This window comes from Novosphingobium resinovorum (genome assembly GCF_027922145.1).
GTDB lineage: Bacteria > Pseudomonadota > Alphaproteobacteria > Sphingomonadales > Sphingomonadaceae > Novosphingobium > Novosphingobium resinovorum.
This window is the reverse complement of the sequence record NZ_BSFC01000019.1, coordinates 120748-137210: the sequence shown is the minus strand read 5'-3', so window position 1 is coordinate 137210 and position 16463 is coordinate 120748. Positions and strand designations below refer to the sequence as shown.

The following is a 16463-nucleotide window of genomic DNA, read 5'->3' as shown; positions in this document are numbered from 1 at the left end:
CCTGCTGCAATGCGTCAAGTGCTTGCCAAGGTCAGCATATCACTCGGCACCGCCATAAAACTGCGGCGCCGCACCCTTGCGGGGCGGCGCCGTACGGTATTATGTCGGGCGCTGATCAGTGCGCGAGGAGCAGGGCAGGCGCGGTTTCCTCCTTGAGGAAGAATTCGGTCACACCGCCGAACAGGAACTCGCGCACGCGATTCTTGCCGTAGGCGCCCATGACGAGGAGGTCCGCCCCTTGCGCAGCGGTCGCCAGCGTCTCCTGAGTCGAGTGGACGCGCTCATGCTCTTCCAGTTCGGCGTTGACGCCATGGCGCGAGAGGTAGCGCAGGGCGTCTGTGGCGGGGAAGCCGCCTTCCTTCTCGACCACGCAAATCAGCTTCACGCTGGAGCACTGCGCCAGCAGCGGCGCGGCGGCGCGCAGCGCTGCGGCGGCCTGTTCCCCGCCGTCCCAGCCGATGCAGGCGGTTCCGACCGGCACCTTGAGCGGCGTCTCGGCAAGCGCCAGCACCGGCGCGCGGGCACGCAGGGCAAGGTCTCCGGCAAGCCCGCCCGAACGCGAGACGATGATGAGGTCAGCGAGGCGGGCGGCATAGGCGAAGGCGGTCACGGGGTCGTCCTCGCAGCGGATCACCTCGAAGGGCACCCCCGCGTCCGCGAGGCGGGCCTCGGCGGCGGCGGCAACTTCGTCGTCTGCCTCCAGCGCCTTGTCGAGCGCTTCGGAGATCACGTAGCTGCCGCCCATCGGGTCCATCGCGATGTAGCGCGAAACGGGGGTGTCGACGAGCACGGTGACGTGGCCGTTCTCGCGTCGGGCAATGTCCACGGCGGTCTGGAGGCGGGCATCGCTGCCGGGCTTGCGGTCGGCGTTGACGAGTATCGAGCGCATGGTCGTTCTCCCTCTTAGGCATCCTCAGGCTAACCCGTGGCGGTGGGATTTCCATGACCGGGATCAAACATGGGGTTTTGGTAAAACGAATGGCGGGGCGCGGAGTTGCGGGAAAGGCGCGAGGGAAATGGTTTGAAACGAAGGTGTGTCAGGCGCCGGGCTCGATCTGCAGTTCGCTCGCCCGCGCGAAGAGGTCGAGGATCACCGGGTCGCGCTCGCGGGTGCGGATCGCGGCCTCGAAGTGCACATGATGGCGGGGGCGCGGGAGAATTTCATGCAAGTGTCCGGCGGTGAGGCGATCGCGCACCATGGTCTCGGGCAGCACGGCGGCGCCCTGGCCGCTGGCAACGATCTCGATGAGGGTGCGCACATTGTTGCAGGTGTGCAGCGCGCGCGGGACGATGCCGCGGGCCTCCAGCGTCTCGTGCGTCACCGCGTGGAGCGGCGAGTGATCGGGCAGCGACCAGACCGGCAGCGCCTTAGCGAAGCCACCGACTTGCGCCACTTCGGCGCCCGCGCACCATACCAGTTCCACCGAGCCAATCGAGGCCGTGCGCATCCCCGGGCTTGCGACCGGCCCGGCGAGGAACACGATGTCGCGGGTTCCCGCCAGCAATTGCTGGAGCAGCGGCGCGGTGAGGTCGATCTCGATCTCCATGGCGACGCCGGGACGGTCGCGCTCGATGGCCTGGATAAAGGCGGGCAAGCAACTGGCCGCGGCGATCTCGCCCGAGCCGATGCGCACGGCGGCGGTGGCGCCCGCGAAGTCGCTCGCCTCCAGCAGCACCTGTTCGAGGCCGTGGTACAGCGGCTCGCTCGCCTGCACCAGCCGCCGTCCGCGCGCGGAGAGCACCATGCGCCGTCCCTCGCGTTGGAATAGCGGCACTCCGAGTTGCTCCTCGATCTCGCGCACACGCGCGGAAATCGCGGGCTGCGTGGTGTTCAGCCGCTGCGCGGCCGCCGCGAATGTGCCGAGGCGATCGATCCACATCAGTGTTTCGAGATGGAACAGGGCAATGCGTTTCATAATAGTTACATATCAGAATTGATAAAAAACAATCGCTATTCGTGATGGGAGAAGGTGTCTAGCCTCCCGCCTGAAACGGAGAAGAGGATCTGCCTCAATGAACAAGATCTACCCCAGTGCGGAGGCCGCGCTGGAAGGCGTGCTCAAGGACGGCCTGCTGATCGCCAGTGGCGGTTTCGGGCTTTGCGGCATCCCTGAAAGGCTGCTCGATGCGATCCGCGATGCGGGCGTGAAGGACCTGACGTTCGCCTCGAACAATGCCGGCATTGACAACGAAGGCATCGGCAAGCTGCTGCGCACCAAGCAGGTGAAGAAGATGATCTCGTCCTACGTGGGCGAGAACAAGGAGTTCGAACGCCAGTTCCTCGCCGGTGAACTCGAGGTCGAGTTCTGCCCGCAAGGCACCCTGGCCGAGCGCATGCGCGCCGGTGGTGCAGGCATTCCGGGCTTCTACACCAAGACCGGTGTGGGCACCCAGGTCGCCGAGGGCAAGGAAGTGAAGCAGTTCCGCGGCGAGGACTATATCCTCGAGGAAGGCATCTTCGCCGACCTGTCGATCGTCAAGGCTTGGAAGGCGGACGCAACCGGCAACGTCGTGTTCCGCAAGACCGCGCGCAACTTCAACGTGCCTGCCGCCACGTGCGGCAAGGTCTGCGTGGTCGAGGTTGAGGAGATCGTCCCCACCGGCTCGCTCGATCCGGACGCGATTCACCTGCCGGGCGTCTTCGTCCAGCGCATCGTCGTGGGCGCACCTTACGACAAGAAGATCGAGTTCACGACGACGCGCGAGAGGGAGGCCTTCTGATGCCCTGGAATCGTAACGAAATGGCCGCGCGCGCGGCGAAGGAACTGCAGGACGGGTTCTACGTGAACCTCGGCATCGGCATTCCGACGCTAGTGGCGAACTACGTGCCCGAGGACATCACCGTCACCCTGCAGAGTGAGAACGGGATGCTCGGCATCGGGCCGTTCCCCTACCCGGACGAGGTCGATCCCGATCTCATCAATGCGGGCAAGCAGACCATCAGCGAACTGCCGCACTCGGCCTATTTCGACAGCGCCACCAGCTTCGGCATGATCCGTGGTGGGCACATCGACCTGACCGTGCTGGGCGCGATGGAAGTGGCCGAGAACGGCGACATCGCCAACTGGATGATCCCCGGCAAGATGATCAAGGGCATGGGCGGCGCCATGGACCTCGTCGCGGGTGTGAAGAAGATCATCGTCGTCATGGAGCACACCTCCAAGAACGGCGATCCCAAGCTCATCCCCGCCTGCACCCTGCCGCTGACGGGCGTGGGCGTGGTGGACATGGTGATCACCGACCTCGCGGTGTTCCAGCGCCCGGACCACGACAGTCCGTTCAAGTTGATCGAACTCGCGCCCGGCGTGACGGCCGAGGAAGTCGCCGCGAAGACGACCGCGCATTACGTGAGCTGACCTGGCCAGTTCCTCCCCGAGCTTGTCTTGGGGAGGAATTTCACCCCTCTCGCCACGCTGCCAACTTCACGCTATCCCTCGCGCACTCTTCGCAAGGGACCATCCATGACTTACACCCTCATCACCGCGAACCGGAACTATTCGAGCTGGTCGCTGCGCCCGTGGGTGCTGATGAAGGCGCTCGCCATCCCGTTCGAGGATGAGCTTGAGCCCTTCACCATGCCGGTGAACTACGACGCGTTCCGCAGCTTTTCCCCCACCGGCCAGGTGCCTGCGCTGATCGACGAGGAGCGTACCGTCTGGGATTCGCTCGGCATCACGCTCTATCTCGCCGACCGCCATCCCGCCGTCTGGCCCAAGGCCTCGGACGCCCGCGCCTTCGCCCAGAGCGCGGTATGCGAGATGCACGCGGGCTTCTCCGCCTTGCGCAATGTGTGCACGATGAACGTGGGCGTGCGCGTGAAGCTGCGGCCGATGAGCGGCGCGCTGGTCCGCGAGATCCACCGCCTGCGTGAGATGTTCGAGGAAGGGCTGGGTCGCTTCGGCGGACCCTGGCTGGCAGGCGCGGAGTTCACCGCCATTGATGCCTTCTACGCGCCGGTTGCCTTCCGCATCCGCACGTATGGCCTCGACGTCGGCGGCGGGCAGGCCTGGGTCGATGCGATGCTCGCCCACCCCGCCATGCGCCAGTGGGAGGAGGAAGCCCTCGCCGAGACCTGGCGCGAGGAGAGCCACGAGGCCGAACTTGCCGAAGCCGGCGCGATCATCGCCGACTACCGCGCCCCCGCCTGATGCCATGCGCCTCCTGCTGACGGGCTCGTCCGGCTGGCTGGGTCGGCATCTGGCACCGCTGCTGGTCTCGCGCGGGCACGAGGTGATCGGCCTCGACGTGGCGACGGGCGCGGCGACGACGGTGCTGGGTTCGGTGGCGGACCGCTCGCTGGTGTTCCGCACCGTCGCCGAGCATGGGATCGAGGCGGTGATCCACTCGGGCGCGCTGCACAAGCCGGACATCGCGCGCTTCGGGCGGCAGGCCTTCGTCGACGTCAATGTGACGGGCACGCTCAACCTGCTGGAAGCGGCGGTGGATGCGGGACACGCACGCTTCGTGTTCACTTCGACCACCTCGCTGATGGTTCGCGATGACGTCCGCGCCGGGGCGGGAGAGCACGGCGCGTGGTGGATGGACGAGGCGTTCGGCCCGCTAGCCCCGCGCAACGTTTACGGCGTGACCAAGCGCACGGCCGAGGACCTTTGCCGCCTTGTCGCGCGCGAAACCGGCATAGCGGCGGCGATCCTGCGCACCGGGCGCTTCTTCCCGGAGGACGACGATACGCACGTGGTCCCCTCCGGCCCCAACCTCAAGGCGAACGAATTCCTGAACCGCCGCCTGACCGTTGGCGACGCCGCGCTCGCTCACCTTGCCGCGCTGGAGCGGATCGAGGGGTGCGAGACTTTCGTGCTCTCCGCCCCGCCGCCTTTCGTGCGCGAGGATGCAGCGGAACTGGCCCGCGATGCGCGCGCCGTGATCGCCCGTTACCATCCGGATGCCGCCGACCTCTACGCCCGCGCGGGCTGGGTTCTGCCCGAGCGGATCGAGCGCGTCTACGATCCCGCCAAGGCCGCTCGCCTGCTCGGCTGGCGTGCCGAAACCGATTTCGCCGCGATCCTCACCGCCTTGCGCGGCGGCGCGCAGATGCCCTTCGCGCATGATCCGGGGTGGATTTCTCCGGTCCTCGGCGGTTTGCCTGCATAGTCTTGCGGCGGTCATCCAGTCGTGCGCATAACCCGCTCGAACTCTAATGGGAGAACATCCAATGGCCGACCTCGCCTCCATCCCGCTCACCCGCATCGACGGCAAGCCCGACACCCTCGGCGACCACGCCGGCAAGGTGCTGCTGGTGGTCAACGTAGCCTCCAAGTGCGGCCTCACCCCGCAATACGAGGGCCTTGAGGCGATCTACGGCGAATACAAGGACAAGGGCTTCGAGGTGCTGGGCTTTCCGGCCAACGACTTCGGCGCGCAGGAGCCCGGCACGCATGAGGAAATCGCCGAGTTCTGCTCGATCAACTACGGGGTCTCGTTCCCGCTCTTCGCCAAGGCCGATGTTACCGGCGAAGCCAAGCAGCCGCTTTACGCCGCGCTGACCGAGGCGGTGCCCACCAAGCAAGGCGACGTCGAGGGCATGAAGGAGAAGTTCAAGGGCTACGGCATGACCCCGAACGACGACCCCGAAGTGCTGTGGAACTTCGAGAAGTTCCTGATCGCGCGCGACGGTTCGGTCGCCGGTCGCTTCGCACCGGGCACCGCGCCGCAGGACCCGCTGCTGATCGGCGCGATCGAGGCTGAACTGGCGAAGTAAGCGGAAGGAAGCCCACCCCCGGCCCCTCCCGCAAGCGGGAGGGGCCGGAAGGCTTGCGAGCGAAGCGAATTAGCCGAACGGGGCGGGCCAAACGCCCGCCCTCATCTCTCACCGGCCCGACGATCGGCGCTCAGGTCGCGCGATGCGCACCGCCGGGCACGTCGCGTGTTTCCACCCCCTTGACTAGCGCGCGGAGTGAGGGTGGCGCGTCGCTGCCCGAGACGTTCAATCGGACCCCGTCGCCACCGGGCGCGCCGGATCGGCGATCCACTCGCTCCACGATCCGGGATAGAGCCGTCCGGCCGGCATTCCCGCCACGGCCATGGCCAGGGCGTTATGGCAGGCAGTGACGCCCGAGCCGCACTGGAGGATCGCCGCGGCCTCGCCCAGCAAGGCAGAGAAATCGGCGGCAAGGTCTTCGGCCGGGCGGAAACGGCCATCGGCGCCGAGATTGTCGCGAAAGAAGCGGTTGCGGGCGCCCGGGATATGTCCGGCGACCGGGTCGAGCGGGTTGCGCGTGCCCGCGAAGCGGGAGGGATCGCGCGCATCCAGCACTTGCGCGGCGCCGGTTTGAATATTGGTGAGCACTTGCGCGGCGGTCACCGGGGCAGGCACGAGTTGGGCGCCGGGCTCGAAATCCCCCGATGCGGCGGCCGGCGGAGTGCCGGTCTCCAGCGGTAGTCCGGCATCGACCCATGCGGGCTTACCACCGTCGAGGACGGCGACAGGGGCGTGGCCGAGCCAGCGCAGCAGCCACCACAGCCGCGCGGCCCAGGCGCCGCCGTTGCTGTCGTAGGCGACGACCTGCTGGTCCTTGCGCAGCCCCTGCGCACGCAGCCAGGCGGCCATCGCCACCGGCGCGGGCAGGGGGTGACGCCCGTTGCTGCCGTCGGACGGGGAGGCCAGGTCTTCGTCGAGATGGGCGTAGCGGGCGCCGGGGATGTGGCCCTTCGCGTAAATCTCCTGCCCCTTGTCGGGTGCGCCGAGTTCGAATTCGCAGTCGAAGATCAGTACGTCCGCGCCTGACGCGAGCATGTTCTTGAGCGCGTCGACGGCGATCAACGTTTCGTAAGTCATCGTTGTCCTTGCCCTGGGGGCTGATGGAAATGTGTTGTGGTGAACGCAAAGACAATAGCCAGGACAGGGACTATATGTCGATTGCTTAGGTGTTACTTCTCATGTCGTTCGTCGAAACACACCACGACCCGAACAGATGGATGCGTTCCCAAAACAGGGTGCGGGTTCCGGCCATGTTGTGAACGTGGCCCATGCGCGGACAGACGAACAGGTCGATGCTGCGGGCGCAGGGATAAGCGCGTGGTTCGGCGCGGGGATCGGGAACGAGGTCGCGCTCGCCCATCGCGGCGAGAACGGGAACGGTGATCGCGGCAGCTTCGGAGGCGACGATGCCCGGGGTCAGCGTCGAGCGCGCGGCGCGCTGCGGTGTGCGGTGAGCATACCATGGCGGGTACGGAGCCCCGACATCGTCGCCGCGCGCGATGCCTTCGTAATGGGCGAGGTCCTGCTCTACCACGCCGAGGGGGACATCGTCGTAATGGAAGCCCCAGGCAAGCGCCTCCCACGCAGCCTGCGCGGCGGCCCCTCCGGCCTGGGCCAGCAGGGCGGTGTTGAGTGGCTCACGGCATTCCTCGAGCCGGGCGTCGCGCGGATACCAGGCCACGGCGACCGGGATACCGCCGGGCGGGGTGGCCGGGTGCGCGTGGATGGCGCTGAAGCCGAGCACGGCGATGCCGTCGAAGCTGCGATGACGGGCCTGCTGATAGATCAGCAGCGCGGCACCCAGAGACTGGCCGATGCCGATCGTGCAGGCGGCGCTTACCGGCGGATAGTCGGGTGAAAGCACGCCATTGGCCAGGCGTGTCACGATCTCTCTCTGTGCGGCGTCGGCGGCGGCGGTAAGGGCCGCGTAGCCGAGATCCTCCGGGTCGATGCGGCTCTCGTCATCACAGCCCAGCCAATCGAGCGCAATCACGATCCATCCGCGCGCGGCGTGGAATGCGGCTTGTGATCCGGCCTCGTGCGACGGTCCGGGCAGTTCGCAGGTATAATAGCCGCGCGCGTAGCTGCTGCTCGGCAGCGCGAAGCAGATCACGGGACGATCGGGCAGTTCGGCGGGATCGGGCAGCACCACGGTGGCCGGGATCGACGCGGGGATGCCGAGACCTGCCGCATCGCTGACATCAATGGTGACTTCGACCTGCCGCACGCCTCTCGCCCTCTCGTTCAGCCCCGTTCTCGCCTCGATTGACGGGCGGGCGCAATCCCATATCCTTTCGGCGCATGACCGATCGTCCACGGGATCGGCGGGAGGATGCGATGCCTGCAACCGGAGAGAGGCGTGCCCGCGTCGCGAACTTGTCCGAACTTCTGGGGGAAGTGCGCCTTTCCGGGCGCACTTGGAGCTATGGGGACTTCGCCGAGCACGCGGGCTGCGCGGTGGCGGGTGGTGATGCTGTATTCGTGCATGCGGTGATCCATGGCACGGTGCGAATCGCCTGCGCCGGCGGGGCGATGGCCCGAGTGGGCGCGGGCGAAGTCATCATGGTGCTTTCCGGCGAGGCGCATGCGCTGCGCACCGATGCGGGAGCCATGACGGTCGCGCACGGCGCCTTGCGACGTGATGAGGGCGCCGACTTGCCGCTGGCCCGAAGCTTTGGGAAGGGGCGTACGGCCGCGCGGGTGCTGAGCGCACGGTTGCGGGCGGCCTGGCCCGACGGAGTCGAGCGGGCGGGGCTTCCGGCGCTGCTTTATGGTGGAGATGACCTTTTGCGTGCCGATGCACTGGCGCGGGTTGGCCTGGGAGCGGGCGCTACGGCACTGCTCACCCGGCTGGCCGAGATGCTGCTTGTCGCCGGGCTGCGCGCGGACCCGGCCTGCCGGCGCATCCTCTCGGGCGAGAAGCGGGATGCGGTCGAAGCGGCCATCCAGCGCATCGCCGCGAGCCCGGCACATCCCTGGACAGTCGAATCGCTGGCGCGGGCGGTGGGGATGGGACGCTCAAACTTCGCGGCGCAGTTCTCCTTGGCGGTGGGCAAGGCGCCTATGGAGGTCGTGGCGGAACATCGCATGGAACACGCCGCCGCGCTGCTGCGGCAGGGGCGGATGAAGATCGCCGAGATCGCCGAACTGGCGGGCTACGGCTCGGAAGCGGCGTTCAGTCGCCGGTTCAGCCGGTATTTCGGCACCACGCCCAGTCGGATGCGCGAGGCGGCGCGGCAGGCCAAGCTGGAGGCGGCGCCGACCCCCTCGTTCCGCGCCCTGCTGGCGGGCGCGCGGGAGAAAGCTGCGCGCGCCGCCTTGCCCGCTGCTTCTCCCATTGCCGGGCGAATCGCGCCAGGGCACGTGCTTGCGGGGCGGGTCCGGCCCGGCTGACTGTTCGGTCTCGAAGCGCGAGGAACTCCGGATGTGGGTGTGCCGCGTCGCCGGGGCGGATTCTGCCGCCGCCACCTCGCCCCGCCCTTCTGCCGGGCGCGTTTCGGGGTAAGCCTGCGCGCAAAGCTTCAGGAGAGAATGCATGACTTACCGAGTAGCCATCGTCACCGGGGCCGCAGCCGGGATCGGCGCAGCCTGTTCCAGGCGGCTGGCGCAGGACGGCATCGCGGTGGGCGTGCTCGATCTCGACGAGGCGCGCTGCGCGGATACCGTGAAGGCGATCAGGGATGCGGGCGGCACCGCCATCGCGCTGGGCGCCGACATCTCCAACCGCGAACAGGCTGCCGCTGCCGTGGAGAAGTGCCGCGATGCGCTGGGGCCGATCTCGATCCTCGTCAACAATGCGGGCGTGACCGATTTCACGCCGTTCGAGGAACTGACCGACGAGCGTTGGGACTTCGTCTACGCGATCAACGTGCGCGGGCCGATGGTGATGACGCAGCTGGTCATCAAGGACATGAAGCATGCCGGCTGGGGGCGGATCGTCAACGTCTCGTCCTCGTCGGCGCAGACGGGGGCACTCAACATGATCTGCTATTCCTCGTCGAAGGGCGCGGTGGTGACGATGACGCGCTCGATGGCGCAGGAATTCGGGCCTTACGGGATCACCGTGAACAACATCCCGCCCGGTTCGGTGATGGGCACGATCATGTCCGAGGCCAACCGCGAGCGCTTCCAGGTCCCGACCGAAGTGCTGCTCCAGTCCATCCCGGTACGCCGCATGGGCGAACCCGCCGATATCGCGAATGCCTGCGCATGGCTGTGCCACGAGGCTTCGGGCTACGTCACCGGCCAGACCATCGGCGTCAACGGCGGCCGCGTGGTGAGCTGAGTCCTCGTCATTGCGAGCGCAGCGACGCAATCCAGTGCGGTTTACGCGGCCCTGGATTGCTTCGCTGCCCTTGCAATGACGGAAAGTTTTTTCGCTCCGTTCGAGCGATTCGAGCCTCCCCATAAGCCAAGGGGCCGGACAGCTTGCGCTGCCGGCCCCCGTCCACATGGGAAGTGAACTCTATAGCGTTGTCTAATCAGGTGGGATCACCTTATGACTCGGAAAACGCGGTAAATCGTTCTGGCTCAGGCTTCGGTCTTCGAGGCCTCGTAGCGCTCGATCGCCTCTTCGACGATGCGGGCGGCATCGGCGGCGTTGCCCCAGGTGCCGACGCGAACCCACTTTTCCTTTTCTAGGTCCTTGTAGTGGGTGAAGAAGTGCTCGACCTGCTGGTAGACGATGTCGGGCAGATCTTCCTTCTCGTTTACGTGCGAATAGTAAGGGAAGGTCGAGTTGATCGGCACGCAGAGTAGCTTCTCGTCGCCGCCATGCTCGTCCTCGAGGTTGAGGACGGCGATCGGGCGCACCTTGACCACGCAGCCCGGGATAAACGGCGAGCGAGCGACGACCAGCGCGTCGAGCGGGTCACCATCGGGCGAGAGGGTGTGCGGCACGAAGCCGTAGTTCGCCGGGTAGCGCATCGGCGTGTGCAGGATGCGGTCGACGAAGAGCGCGCCGGAGGCCTTGTCGAACTCGTACTTGACCGGCTCGCCGCCGACGGGAACTTCGATGATGACGTTCAGGCTCTTCGGCGCGTTGTCGCCGACGGGGATCATGTCGATGCGCATAATGGTCCTTCTTTATTTTCGCACTGTTCGTCTGCGTGGCGGGCCACACGTTGGGCGCGGGCTTAGCGTCGCGTTTATTGCGTCGCAACAGCCATTTCGGACGATACTGCGATGATTGCGCGAATACGGATGTAATCGCCCCGGACGAGCCGGGGCGACAATCGTTTTAAGACAGGTTCGTTACTTGGCGCGCGCGGTGAGCAGCTTGTCGAAGCCGTTGACCTTGCCCGGTGTGGTGCTCTCCAGCCAGGGGTGGCGCAAGCCGCCGTGGTAGTCGATCGCCACCGTCTGATACCGCTCGCCGCGCTTGATCAGCAGGCTGATAGGCGCCTTCGCGGTCTTCGCGGCGGTGATCGCATCCTTCATCACGTCGGACGAATAGGCACGGCCGCCCACCGCGACGATCTTCGTCGAGTTGACGATGCCCGCATTGTAGGCCGGGCCGTCCCACAAGGTCGCGGTGACGTCGCCGTCCTTGTTCAGCGTCACGCCGAGCGAGTAGGTGAGGTCGAGCGTCTTGCGCTCCTCGGCGATTCCCTTTTCGTAGGCGTTGGGCTTGTCCTTCCACACCAGTTTGTAGCCGGCCATCTGCACGCCGTTCAGCGGTGCGGGCTGGTTGGTGTCGTAGAGGCGCGTGCGCAGGAAGCCGGCCCAGTCGTAGGCGTATACGCCGTTCAGCACCTTCACGACTTCGTCGAAGTCGTAAGTCACTTCGCCCCAGTCGCCGTCGCGCACGCCAAAGAAGGCCTTGGCAAAATCGTCGAGCCCCTTGGCGCCGCCCGTGCCCTTGCGGATGATCTGGTCGGCTTCAAGCCAAGTCAGCGCGCCCTCGACGTAGTAATCTTCCGAGCGGGTGAGCGAGGTGTAGGGCAGCGGGCGGCGGCGCATCAGCTGCGGCGCGTTGACGGTGTCCTCGACCGAGCGCCACGACCGGCCGGGAGTGCCTTCGGCATACTTGCCCGCAGCGGTAGCGAACATCGCCATGACCATATCGCGCGACTGCACGCCCGAGCGGGCGGCGAGGACATAGCCCCAGAACTGGGTCTGACCCTCGTAGACCCACAGCATCGTGTTCTGCATCGGCTGTTGGTAGTCCGGCGTCCAGGCATCGGCGCCGCGGCGGAACTTGCCGTTCCAGCTGTGCACGAATTCATGCGCGATGACGTTGCGGTCCCAGTCCATCCCGGCCCAGTCGGTCCACGACTTGGGCTCCTGCTGGTTCTCGCTGGACCGGTGGTGCTCGAGGCCGATACCGCCCATGCGGTCGGTGAGGGCGAGCAGGAAGTCGTAATGGTCGAAGTGCTTCGAGCCGAAGGTGGTCGTCGCCTCCTTCACGAGGTTGCGGTAGGTCTGCAGGTTCTCGGGCTTGATTGCGAGGAGGTCCGGTTCGTCGGCGACGACGTCCATGAAGACGTTCTGGCCCAGGTCCCAGCGCTGCGAATGGATGCCGGCGAAGATCGGCGAATCGACGAGGCGCTCGAAATCGATGGTGTTCCAGGTGACGGTGTCGCCGGTCCGCTGGAAGCCGTCGAGCGCGGTGAACACCTGCCAGCCCCGGGGGAAGGTGACCGTCGGCTTGTACGGGATGCCGCGCGTGTAGTAGCCCGCCGGGTAGAGGCTCATCTTCTCCCACTGCAGGTTGAGCATCTCCTGCGTCATCGTGATGCGCCCCTCGCTGGTCTGCAGCGGGGAGGTGTGGACGAACTTCGCGGTGACGGTCTTCGTCCCCTCCGGCAGCGCGAGGTGGAAGGCGTTGACCGCGACGGTGTCACGCACCCAGGCGATTTCCCGAGTGCCATTGGGGCCGTCCGCATAGAAGTGGATGTCGGCGAGGAGGCCGTAAGGTCCGGTTTCCGAGTGGTTGCCCGGCAGCCAGCCCGCCTGCAGCAGGATCAGGTCGCGCGCGCCGACCGCGACCGGGATCGTCTGGGTGACGCGGTAGACGCCGCGCGAAATGTCGGTCGCATCGATGTTCAGGCCGATCGTGCCGGCATAAGGCACGTCCTTCGCGGCGGGCATTTCCGGCGGAAGCGGCGGGGCCATCGGCGTGGAGCGGTTGGCATCCTGCGCGAAAACGGAAGTCGACAGCAGCAGGGAGGTGAGGAGGGTCGCGCCCTTGAGCAGATTCTTCATTGCGTAGGTCTTTGCGCTTGTTACCGCATTTGGCAACCATCCAATCCTTTCAAAATGGCAGGACCACTTCACGAAGTGCGCCATTGCGGCTAGACGCGCGCGTCATGAACACCACACCACAGGCCATTCGCGGAACCCAGGACATCTTCGGCGCCGATGCCGAGGCTTTCGCTCACGTCGTCGAGACCTTCGAGCGCGTGCGCAAGCTCTACCGCTTTCGCCGCGTGGAAATGCCGGTGTTCGAGAAGACCGCCGTGTTCTCGCGCTCGCTCGGCGAGACGACCGACGTGGTCTCCAAGGAGATGTACTCGTTCGAGGATCGCGGCGGCGAATCGCTGACGCTACGCCCCGAATTCACCGCCGGCGTCGCCCGCGCCTACCTGACCGACGGCTGGAAGCAGTTCGCTCCCCTGAAGGTCGCAACGCATGGGCCGCTGTTCCGCTACGAGCGCCCGCAGAAGGGCCGCTACCGCCAGTTCCACCAGATCGACGCCGAAGTGATCGGCGCGGCCGAGCCGATGGCCGACGTCGAACTCCTCGTCATGGCCGACCAGCTGCTCAAGGAACTGGGCATCGCGGACGGCGTGACTCTGCAGCTCAACACACTGGGCGACGGCGAGAGCCGCGAGGCATGGCGCGCGGCGCTGGTCGAATACTTCCGCGGCCACAAGGATGTATTGTCCGAGGATTCGCAAGACCGCCTCGAGCGCAACCCGCTGCGCATCCTCGATTCCAAGGACCCGCGCGACAAGCCCTTCACCGCCGATGCCCCCAAGATCGACGACTTCCTCTCGGCCGAGGCGCAGGACTTCTTCGGCGCGGTCACTTCGGGTCTCGATGCGGCGGGCGTCGCGTGGACCCGCGCCGAGGCGCTGGTGCGTGGGCTGGATTACTATCGCCACACCGCCTTCGAGTTCGTGACCGACCGGCTGGGCGCGCAGGGCACCGTACTGGGCGGCGGCCGCTACGATGGCCTGATGGCCGCGCTCGGCGGTCCCGAGACCCCGGCGGTCGGCTGGGCGGCGGGGATCGAGCGCCTTGCCATGCTGGTGGCCGACGCGGGCCAGACCACCGAAGCGCCGCTGACGGCGATGCTCGCGGTCGAGGACGATGCGGCGCTGCACTTCGCGCTCAAGACGCTGACCGCGCTGCGCCACCAGGGAATCGATGCCGAGATCATCGCCACCGGCAGCCCGCGCAAGCGTTTCGATAAGGCGGTGAAGTCGAACGCGAAGGCGATCGTCTCGTTCGTGGTCACGGACGGCGTGCCCACCGCCAACTTGCGTGCGGGTGAAACCACCCCGGCGCGGCTGGCCGTGGAGCAGGTGCTGGTGACCATCCAGCCGTGATGGAGGTATGGCCACAACTTCGCGGAGGGCTTCGACAGGCTCAGCCTGAGCGGGGTTGGTGCGAGGGTTCGATGACTTTCAGGCACGTTTCCCCTGGTTCCGCCCAGGCTGAGCTTGTCGAAGCCCCGGAAGGCGCGCGCTGATGGCGATCTCCGACATTCGCCTCGCCCAGCTCGGCGGCCGTCTGGCCGAACTGGAGGCGCGTCTCGCCTCCGGTACGCTGGAGGGCGAGGCCTTCGTCGCTGCAAGCCGCGACTACGCCGAGCTTGAGCCGGTAGCGCGCGCGGCGGCCGAGGTCGTCTCGATGCGCGGCGAACTCGAATCGTTGCTGAACCTCGAAGACCCCGACCCCGAGATGCGCGCCCTTGCAGCCGAAGAAGCCGCACGCCTCAAGGCCGAGCTGCCCGAGGCCGAGCGCCGCCTCGCCATCGCCATGCTCCCTCGGGACGCCGCCGACGTGCGGCCGGCGATGCTGGAAATCCGCGCCGGCACCGGCGGTGACGAGGCCGCGCTGTTCGCCGCCGACCTCTACCGCATGTACGAGAAATACGCGGTGGAGCAGGGCTGGCGGGTCGAGATGGTCAGCGCCAATGCCAGCGACGTGGGCGGCTTCAAGGAAGTCGTCGCCAACATCGCCGGCTCGGGCGTCTTCGCCAAGCTGAAGTTCGAAAGCGGCGTCCACCGCGTCCAGCGCGTGCCCGTCACCGAATCGGGCGGGCGCATCCATACTTCGGCGGCCACCGTCGCGGTCCTGCCCGAACCCACCGAGGTCGACGTGGCGATCGAGGACAAGGACCTCAAGATCGACATCTACCGCGCCTCGGGCGCGGGCGGGCAGCACGTCAACACCACCGACTCGGCGGTGCGCATCACGCACCTGCCATCGGGCATCGTCGTCACCTGCCAGGACGAGCGCAGTCAGCACAAGAACAAGGCCAAGGCGATGCAGGTCCTGCGCGCGCGCCTCTACGAGAAGATGCGCGACGAAGCGCAAGGCGCCGAGGCCGAGGCACGCAAGGCCATGGTCGGCTCGGGTGACCGCTCGGAGCGGATCCGCACCTACAACTTCCCGCAAGGGCGCGTCACCGACCACCGCATCAACCTGACGCTCCACCGCCTGCCCGAAGTGCTCGAAGGGCCGGGGCTGGCAGAACTGGTCGATGCCCTGATCGCCGAGGACGAGGCCAAGCGTCTGGCGGCGATGGATGGTTGACGGCACTACCGTAGTCGAAGCCATCCGCGACGCGGCTTCACGCCTTTCGGAAACCAGCGATACTGCCCGCCTCGACGCCGAAGTCCTGATGGCCCATGCGCTGGGCGTCACCCGTTCGCAGCTTTTGCTCGGCCGCATGCGCGATCCGGCGCCCGAGGGCTTCGCCGCGCTGGTCGAGCGGCGCGCCGCGCATGAACCGGTCGCCTACATTACCGGCACGGCCGAGTTCTACGGCCTTGAACTTGCGGTCACCCCGGCAACTCTGATCCCGCGCGGCGATACCGAGACACTGATCGAGGCCGCCCGCGAGGCTTTGGCCGCCCGCCCGCCCGCCCGCATCCTCGATCTCGGCACCGGGACCGGCGCGCTGCTGCTGGCGGCGCTGTCGCTCTGGCCCGAGGCGCAGGGAGTCGCCATCGACCGCTCGGCCGAGACGCTGGCGGTCGCGCAGACGAATGCCGATCGCCATGCTCCGGCCGCTCGGCTACTGGTGGCCGACTGGACAAAGCCAGGCTGGTCGGCCGATCTCGGCCGTTTCGATCTGATCCTCACCAACCCGCCTTACGTCGAGGATGCGGCTGAACTCGACACTTCGGTCCGTGCCTTCGAGCCCGCGGGCGCGCTGTTCTCGGGGCCGGAGGGGCTGGACGACTACCGCGTCCTCGTGCCCCAGCTTCCCGGCCTCATGGCCCCAGGCGGCGTGGCGATGGTCGAGATCGGCTGGCGACAGGCCGACGCCGTGGTGGCGATCGGCGCGGCTGCCGGGCTGTCGTCCCGGGTTCATCGCGATTTGGGCGGGCGCGACCGGGTCGTCGCGTTTTCGGGGACAAACGTACTTGGGGCGTAAGTTTCCGCTTGGAATCGTCCTCTACAATCCCTAATGATTACCGCGAACCGGCCGATGGACGATGATTTCCCATACCCGGTTCGCCTCCAGCATTTGCAAGCGGTCGGCGGCGTCAACGCAACCGACAGG

The 16463-nt window shown here is 66.9% G+C and carries 16 protein-coding genes; 10 read left to right on the top strand and 6 right to left on the bottom strand.

Annotation, left to right across the window (positions count from 1 at the left end):
• Positions 1-115: 115 nt before the first annotated feature.
• On the bottom strand, positions 116-889 hold the full coding sequence (locus tag PKE80_RS10650; protein ID WP_271182445.1) for a universal stress protein: 774 nt from the start codon (positions 887-889) through the stop codon (positions 116-118).
• 148 nt (positions 890-1037) lie between these two features.
• Positions 1038-1916, bottom strand: a complete 879-nt coding sequence (locus PKE80_RS10645; protein ID WP_271182444.1) for a LysR family transcriptional regulator — start codon at positions 1914-1916, stop codon at positions 1038-1040.
• Positions 1917-2013: 97 nt separating this feature from the next.
• On the opposite strand from PKE80_RS10645, the gene PKE80_RS10640 reads away from it, so the two are divergent.
• The 5 genes from PKE80_RS10640 to PKE80_RS10620 all read left to right on the top strand — a co-directional run bounded on the left by PKE80_RS10640 (position 2014) and on the right by PKE80_RS10620 (position 5719).
• Positions 2014-2721, top strand: a complete 708-nt coding sequence (locus tag PKE80_RS10640; RefSeq protein ID WP_271182443.1) for a CoA transferase subunit A — start codon at positions 2014-2016, stop codon at positions 2719-2721.
• Positions 2721-3356, top strand: coding sequence for a CoA transferase subunit B (locus PKE80_RS10635; RefSeq protein ID WP_271182442.1), 636 nt, complete (start codon positions 2721-2723; stop codon positions 3354-3356). Before PKE80_RS10640 ends, PKE80_RS10635 begins: the two co-directional genes overlap by 1 nt.
• Positions 3357-3461: 105 nt before the next feature.
• The gene (locus PKE80_RS10630) at positions 3462-4148 is read left to right on the top strand and encodes a glutathione S-transferase family protein (RefSeq protein WP_271182441.1); all 687 of its coding nucleotides are present in this window, start codon (positions 3462-3464) and stop codon (positions 4146-4148) included.
• 4 nt (positions 4149-4152) lie between these two features.
• Positions 4153-5112 carry an NAD-dependent epimerase/dehydratase family protein gene (locus PKE80_RS10625; RefSeq protein WP_271182440.1) on the top strand — a complete coding sequence of 320 codons (960 nt, stop codon included), beginning with the start codon at positions 4153-4155 and terminating at the stop codon, positions 5110-5112.
• A 61-nt stretch (positions 5113-5173) separates the two neighbouring features.
• Positions 5174-5719: a glutathione peroxidase gene (locus PKE80_RS10620; RefSeq protein ID WP_271182439.1), complete on the top strand. Its 546-nt coding sequence runs from the start codon at positions 5174-5176 to the stop codon at positions 5717-5719.
• 225 nt (positions 5720-5944) lie between these two features.
• Here the strand turns inward: PKE80_RS10620 and PKE80_RS10615 are convergent, their stop codons facing one another.
• Together PKE80_RS10615 and PKE80_RS10610 are read right to left on the bottom strand one after the other, a co-directional pair.
• A complete protein-coding gene (locus tag PKE80_RS10615; RefSeq protein ID WP_271182438.1) occupies positions 5945-6796 on the bottom strand; it encodes a sulfurtransferase in 852 nt (283 codons plus the stop codon).
• An 85-nt stretch (positions 6797-6881) separates the two neighbouring features.
• The gene (locus PKE80_RS10610; RefSeq protein ID WP_271182437.1) at positions 6882-7946 is read right to left on the bottom strand and encodes a hypothetical protein; all 1065 of its coding nucleotides are present in this window, start codon (positions 7944-7946) and stop codon (positions 6882-6884) included.
• Between the two features lie 74 nt (positions 7947-8020).
• Here PKE80_RS10610 and PKE80_RS10605 point away from each other — a divergent pair, with 74 nt between their 5' ends.
• The gene (locus PKE80_RS10605) at positions 8021-9112 is read left to right on the top strand and encodes a helix-turn-helix transcriptional regulator (RefSeq protein WP_271182436.1); all 1092 of its coding nucleotides are present in this window, start codon (positions 8021-8023) and stop codon (positions 9110-9112) included.
• A 142-nt stretch (positions 9113-9254) separates the two neighbouring features.
• The gene (locus PKE80_RS10600; RefSeq protein WP_271182435.1) at positions 9255-10004 is read left to right on the top strand and encodes an SDR family NAD(P)-dependent oxidoreductase; all 750 of its coding nucleotides are present in this window, start codon (positions 9255-9257) and stop codon (positions 10002-10004) included.
• 245 nt (positions 10005-10249) lie between these two features.
• On the opposite strand, the gene ppa is transcribed toward PKE80_RS10600, so the two are convergent.
• Complete coding sequence (gene ppa, locus PKE80_RS10595; RefSeq protein ID WP_008832446.1) at positions 10250-10792, bottom strand: inorganic diphosphatase; 543 nt, start codon at positions 10790-10792, stop codon at positions 10250-10252.
• A gap of 180 nt (positions 10793-10972) precedes the next feature.
• A complete protein-coding gene (locus tag PKE80_RS10590) occupies positions 10973-12925 on the bottom strand; it encodes a M61 family metallopeptidase (RefSeq protein WP_271182434.1) in 1953 nt (650 codons plus the stop codon).
• A 104-nt stretch (positions 12926-13029) separates the two neighbouring features.
• On the opposite strand from PKE80_RS10590, the gene hisS reads away from it, so the two are divergent.
• From hisS to prmC, 3 genes are all read left to right on the top strand, one after another.
• On the top strand, positions 13030-14274 hold the full coding sequence (gene hisS, locus PKE80_RS10585; RefSeq protein ID WP_271182433.1) for a histidine--tRNA ligase: 1245 nt from the start codon (positions 13030-13032) through the stop codon (positions 14272-14274).
• A 142-nt stretch (positions 14275-14416) separates the two neighbouring features.
• Complete coding sequence (gene prfA / locus PKE80_RS10580; RefSeq protein ID WP_271182432.1) at positions 14417-15487, top strand: peptide chain release factor 1; 1071 nt, start codon at positions 14417-14419, stop codon at positions 15485-15487.
• Entirely contained in the window at positions 15480-16334 is an 855-nt protein-coding gene (gene prmC / locus PKE80_RS10575) for a peptide chain release factor N(5)-glutamine methyltransferase (RefSeq protein WP_271182431.1), read from the top strand. Before prfA ends, prmC begins: the two co-directional genes overlap by 8 nt.
• Positions 16335-16463 lie beyond the last annotated feature (129 nt).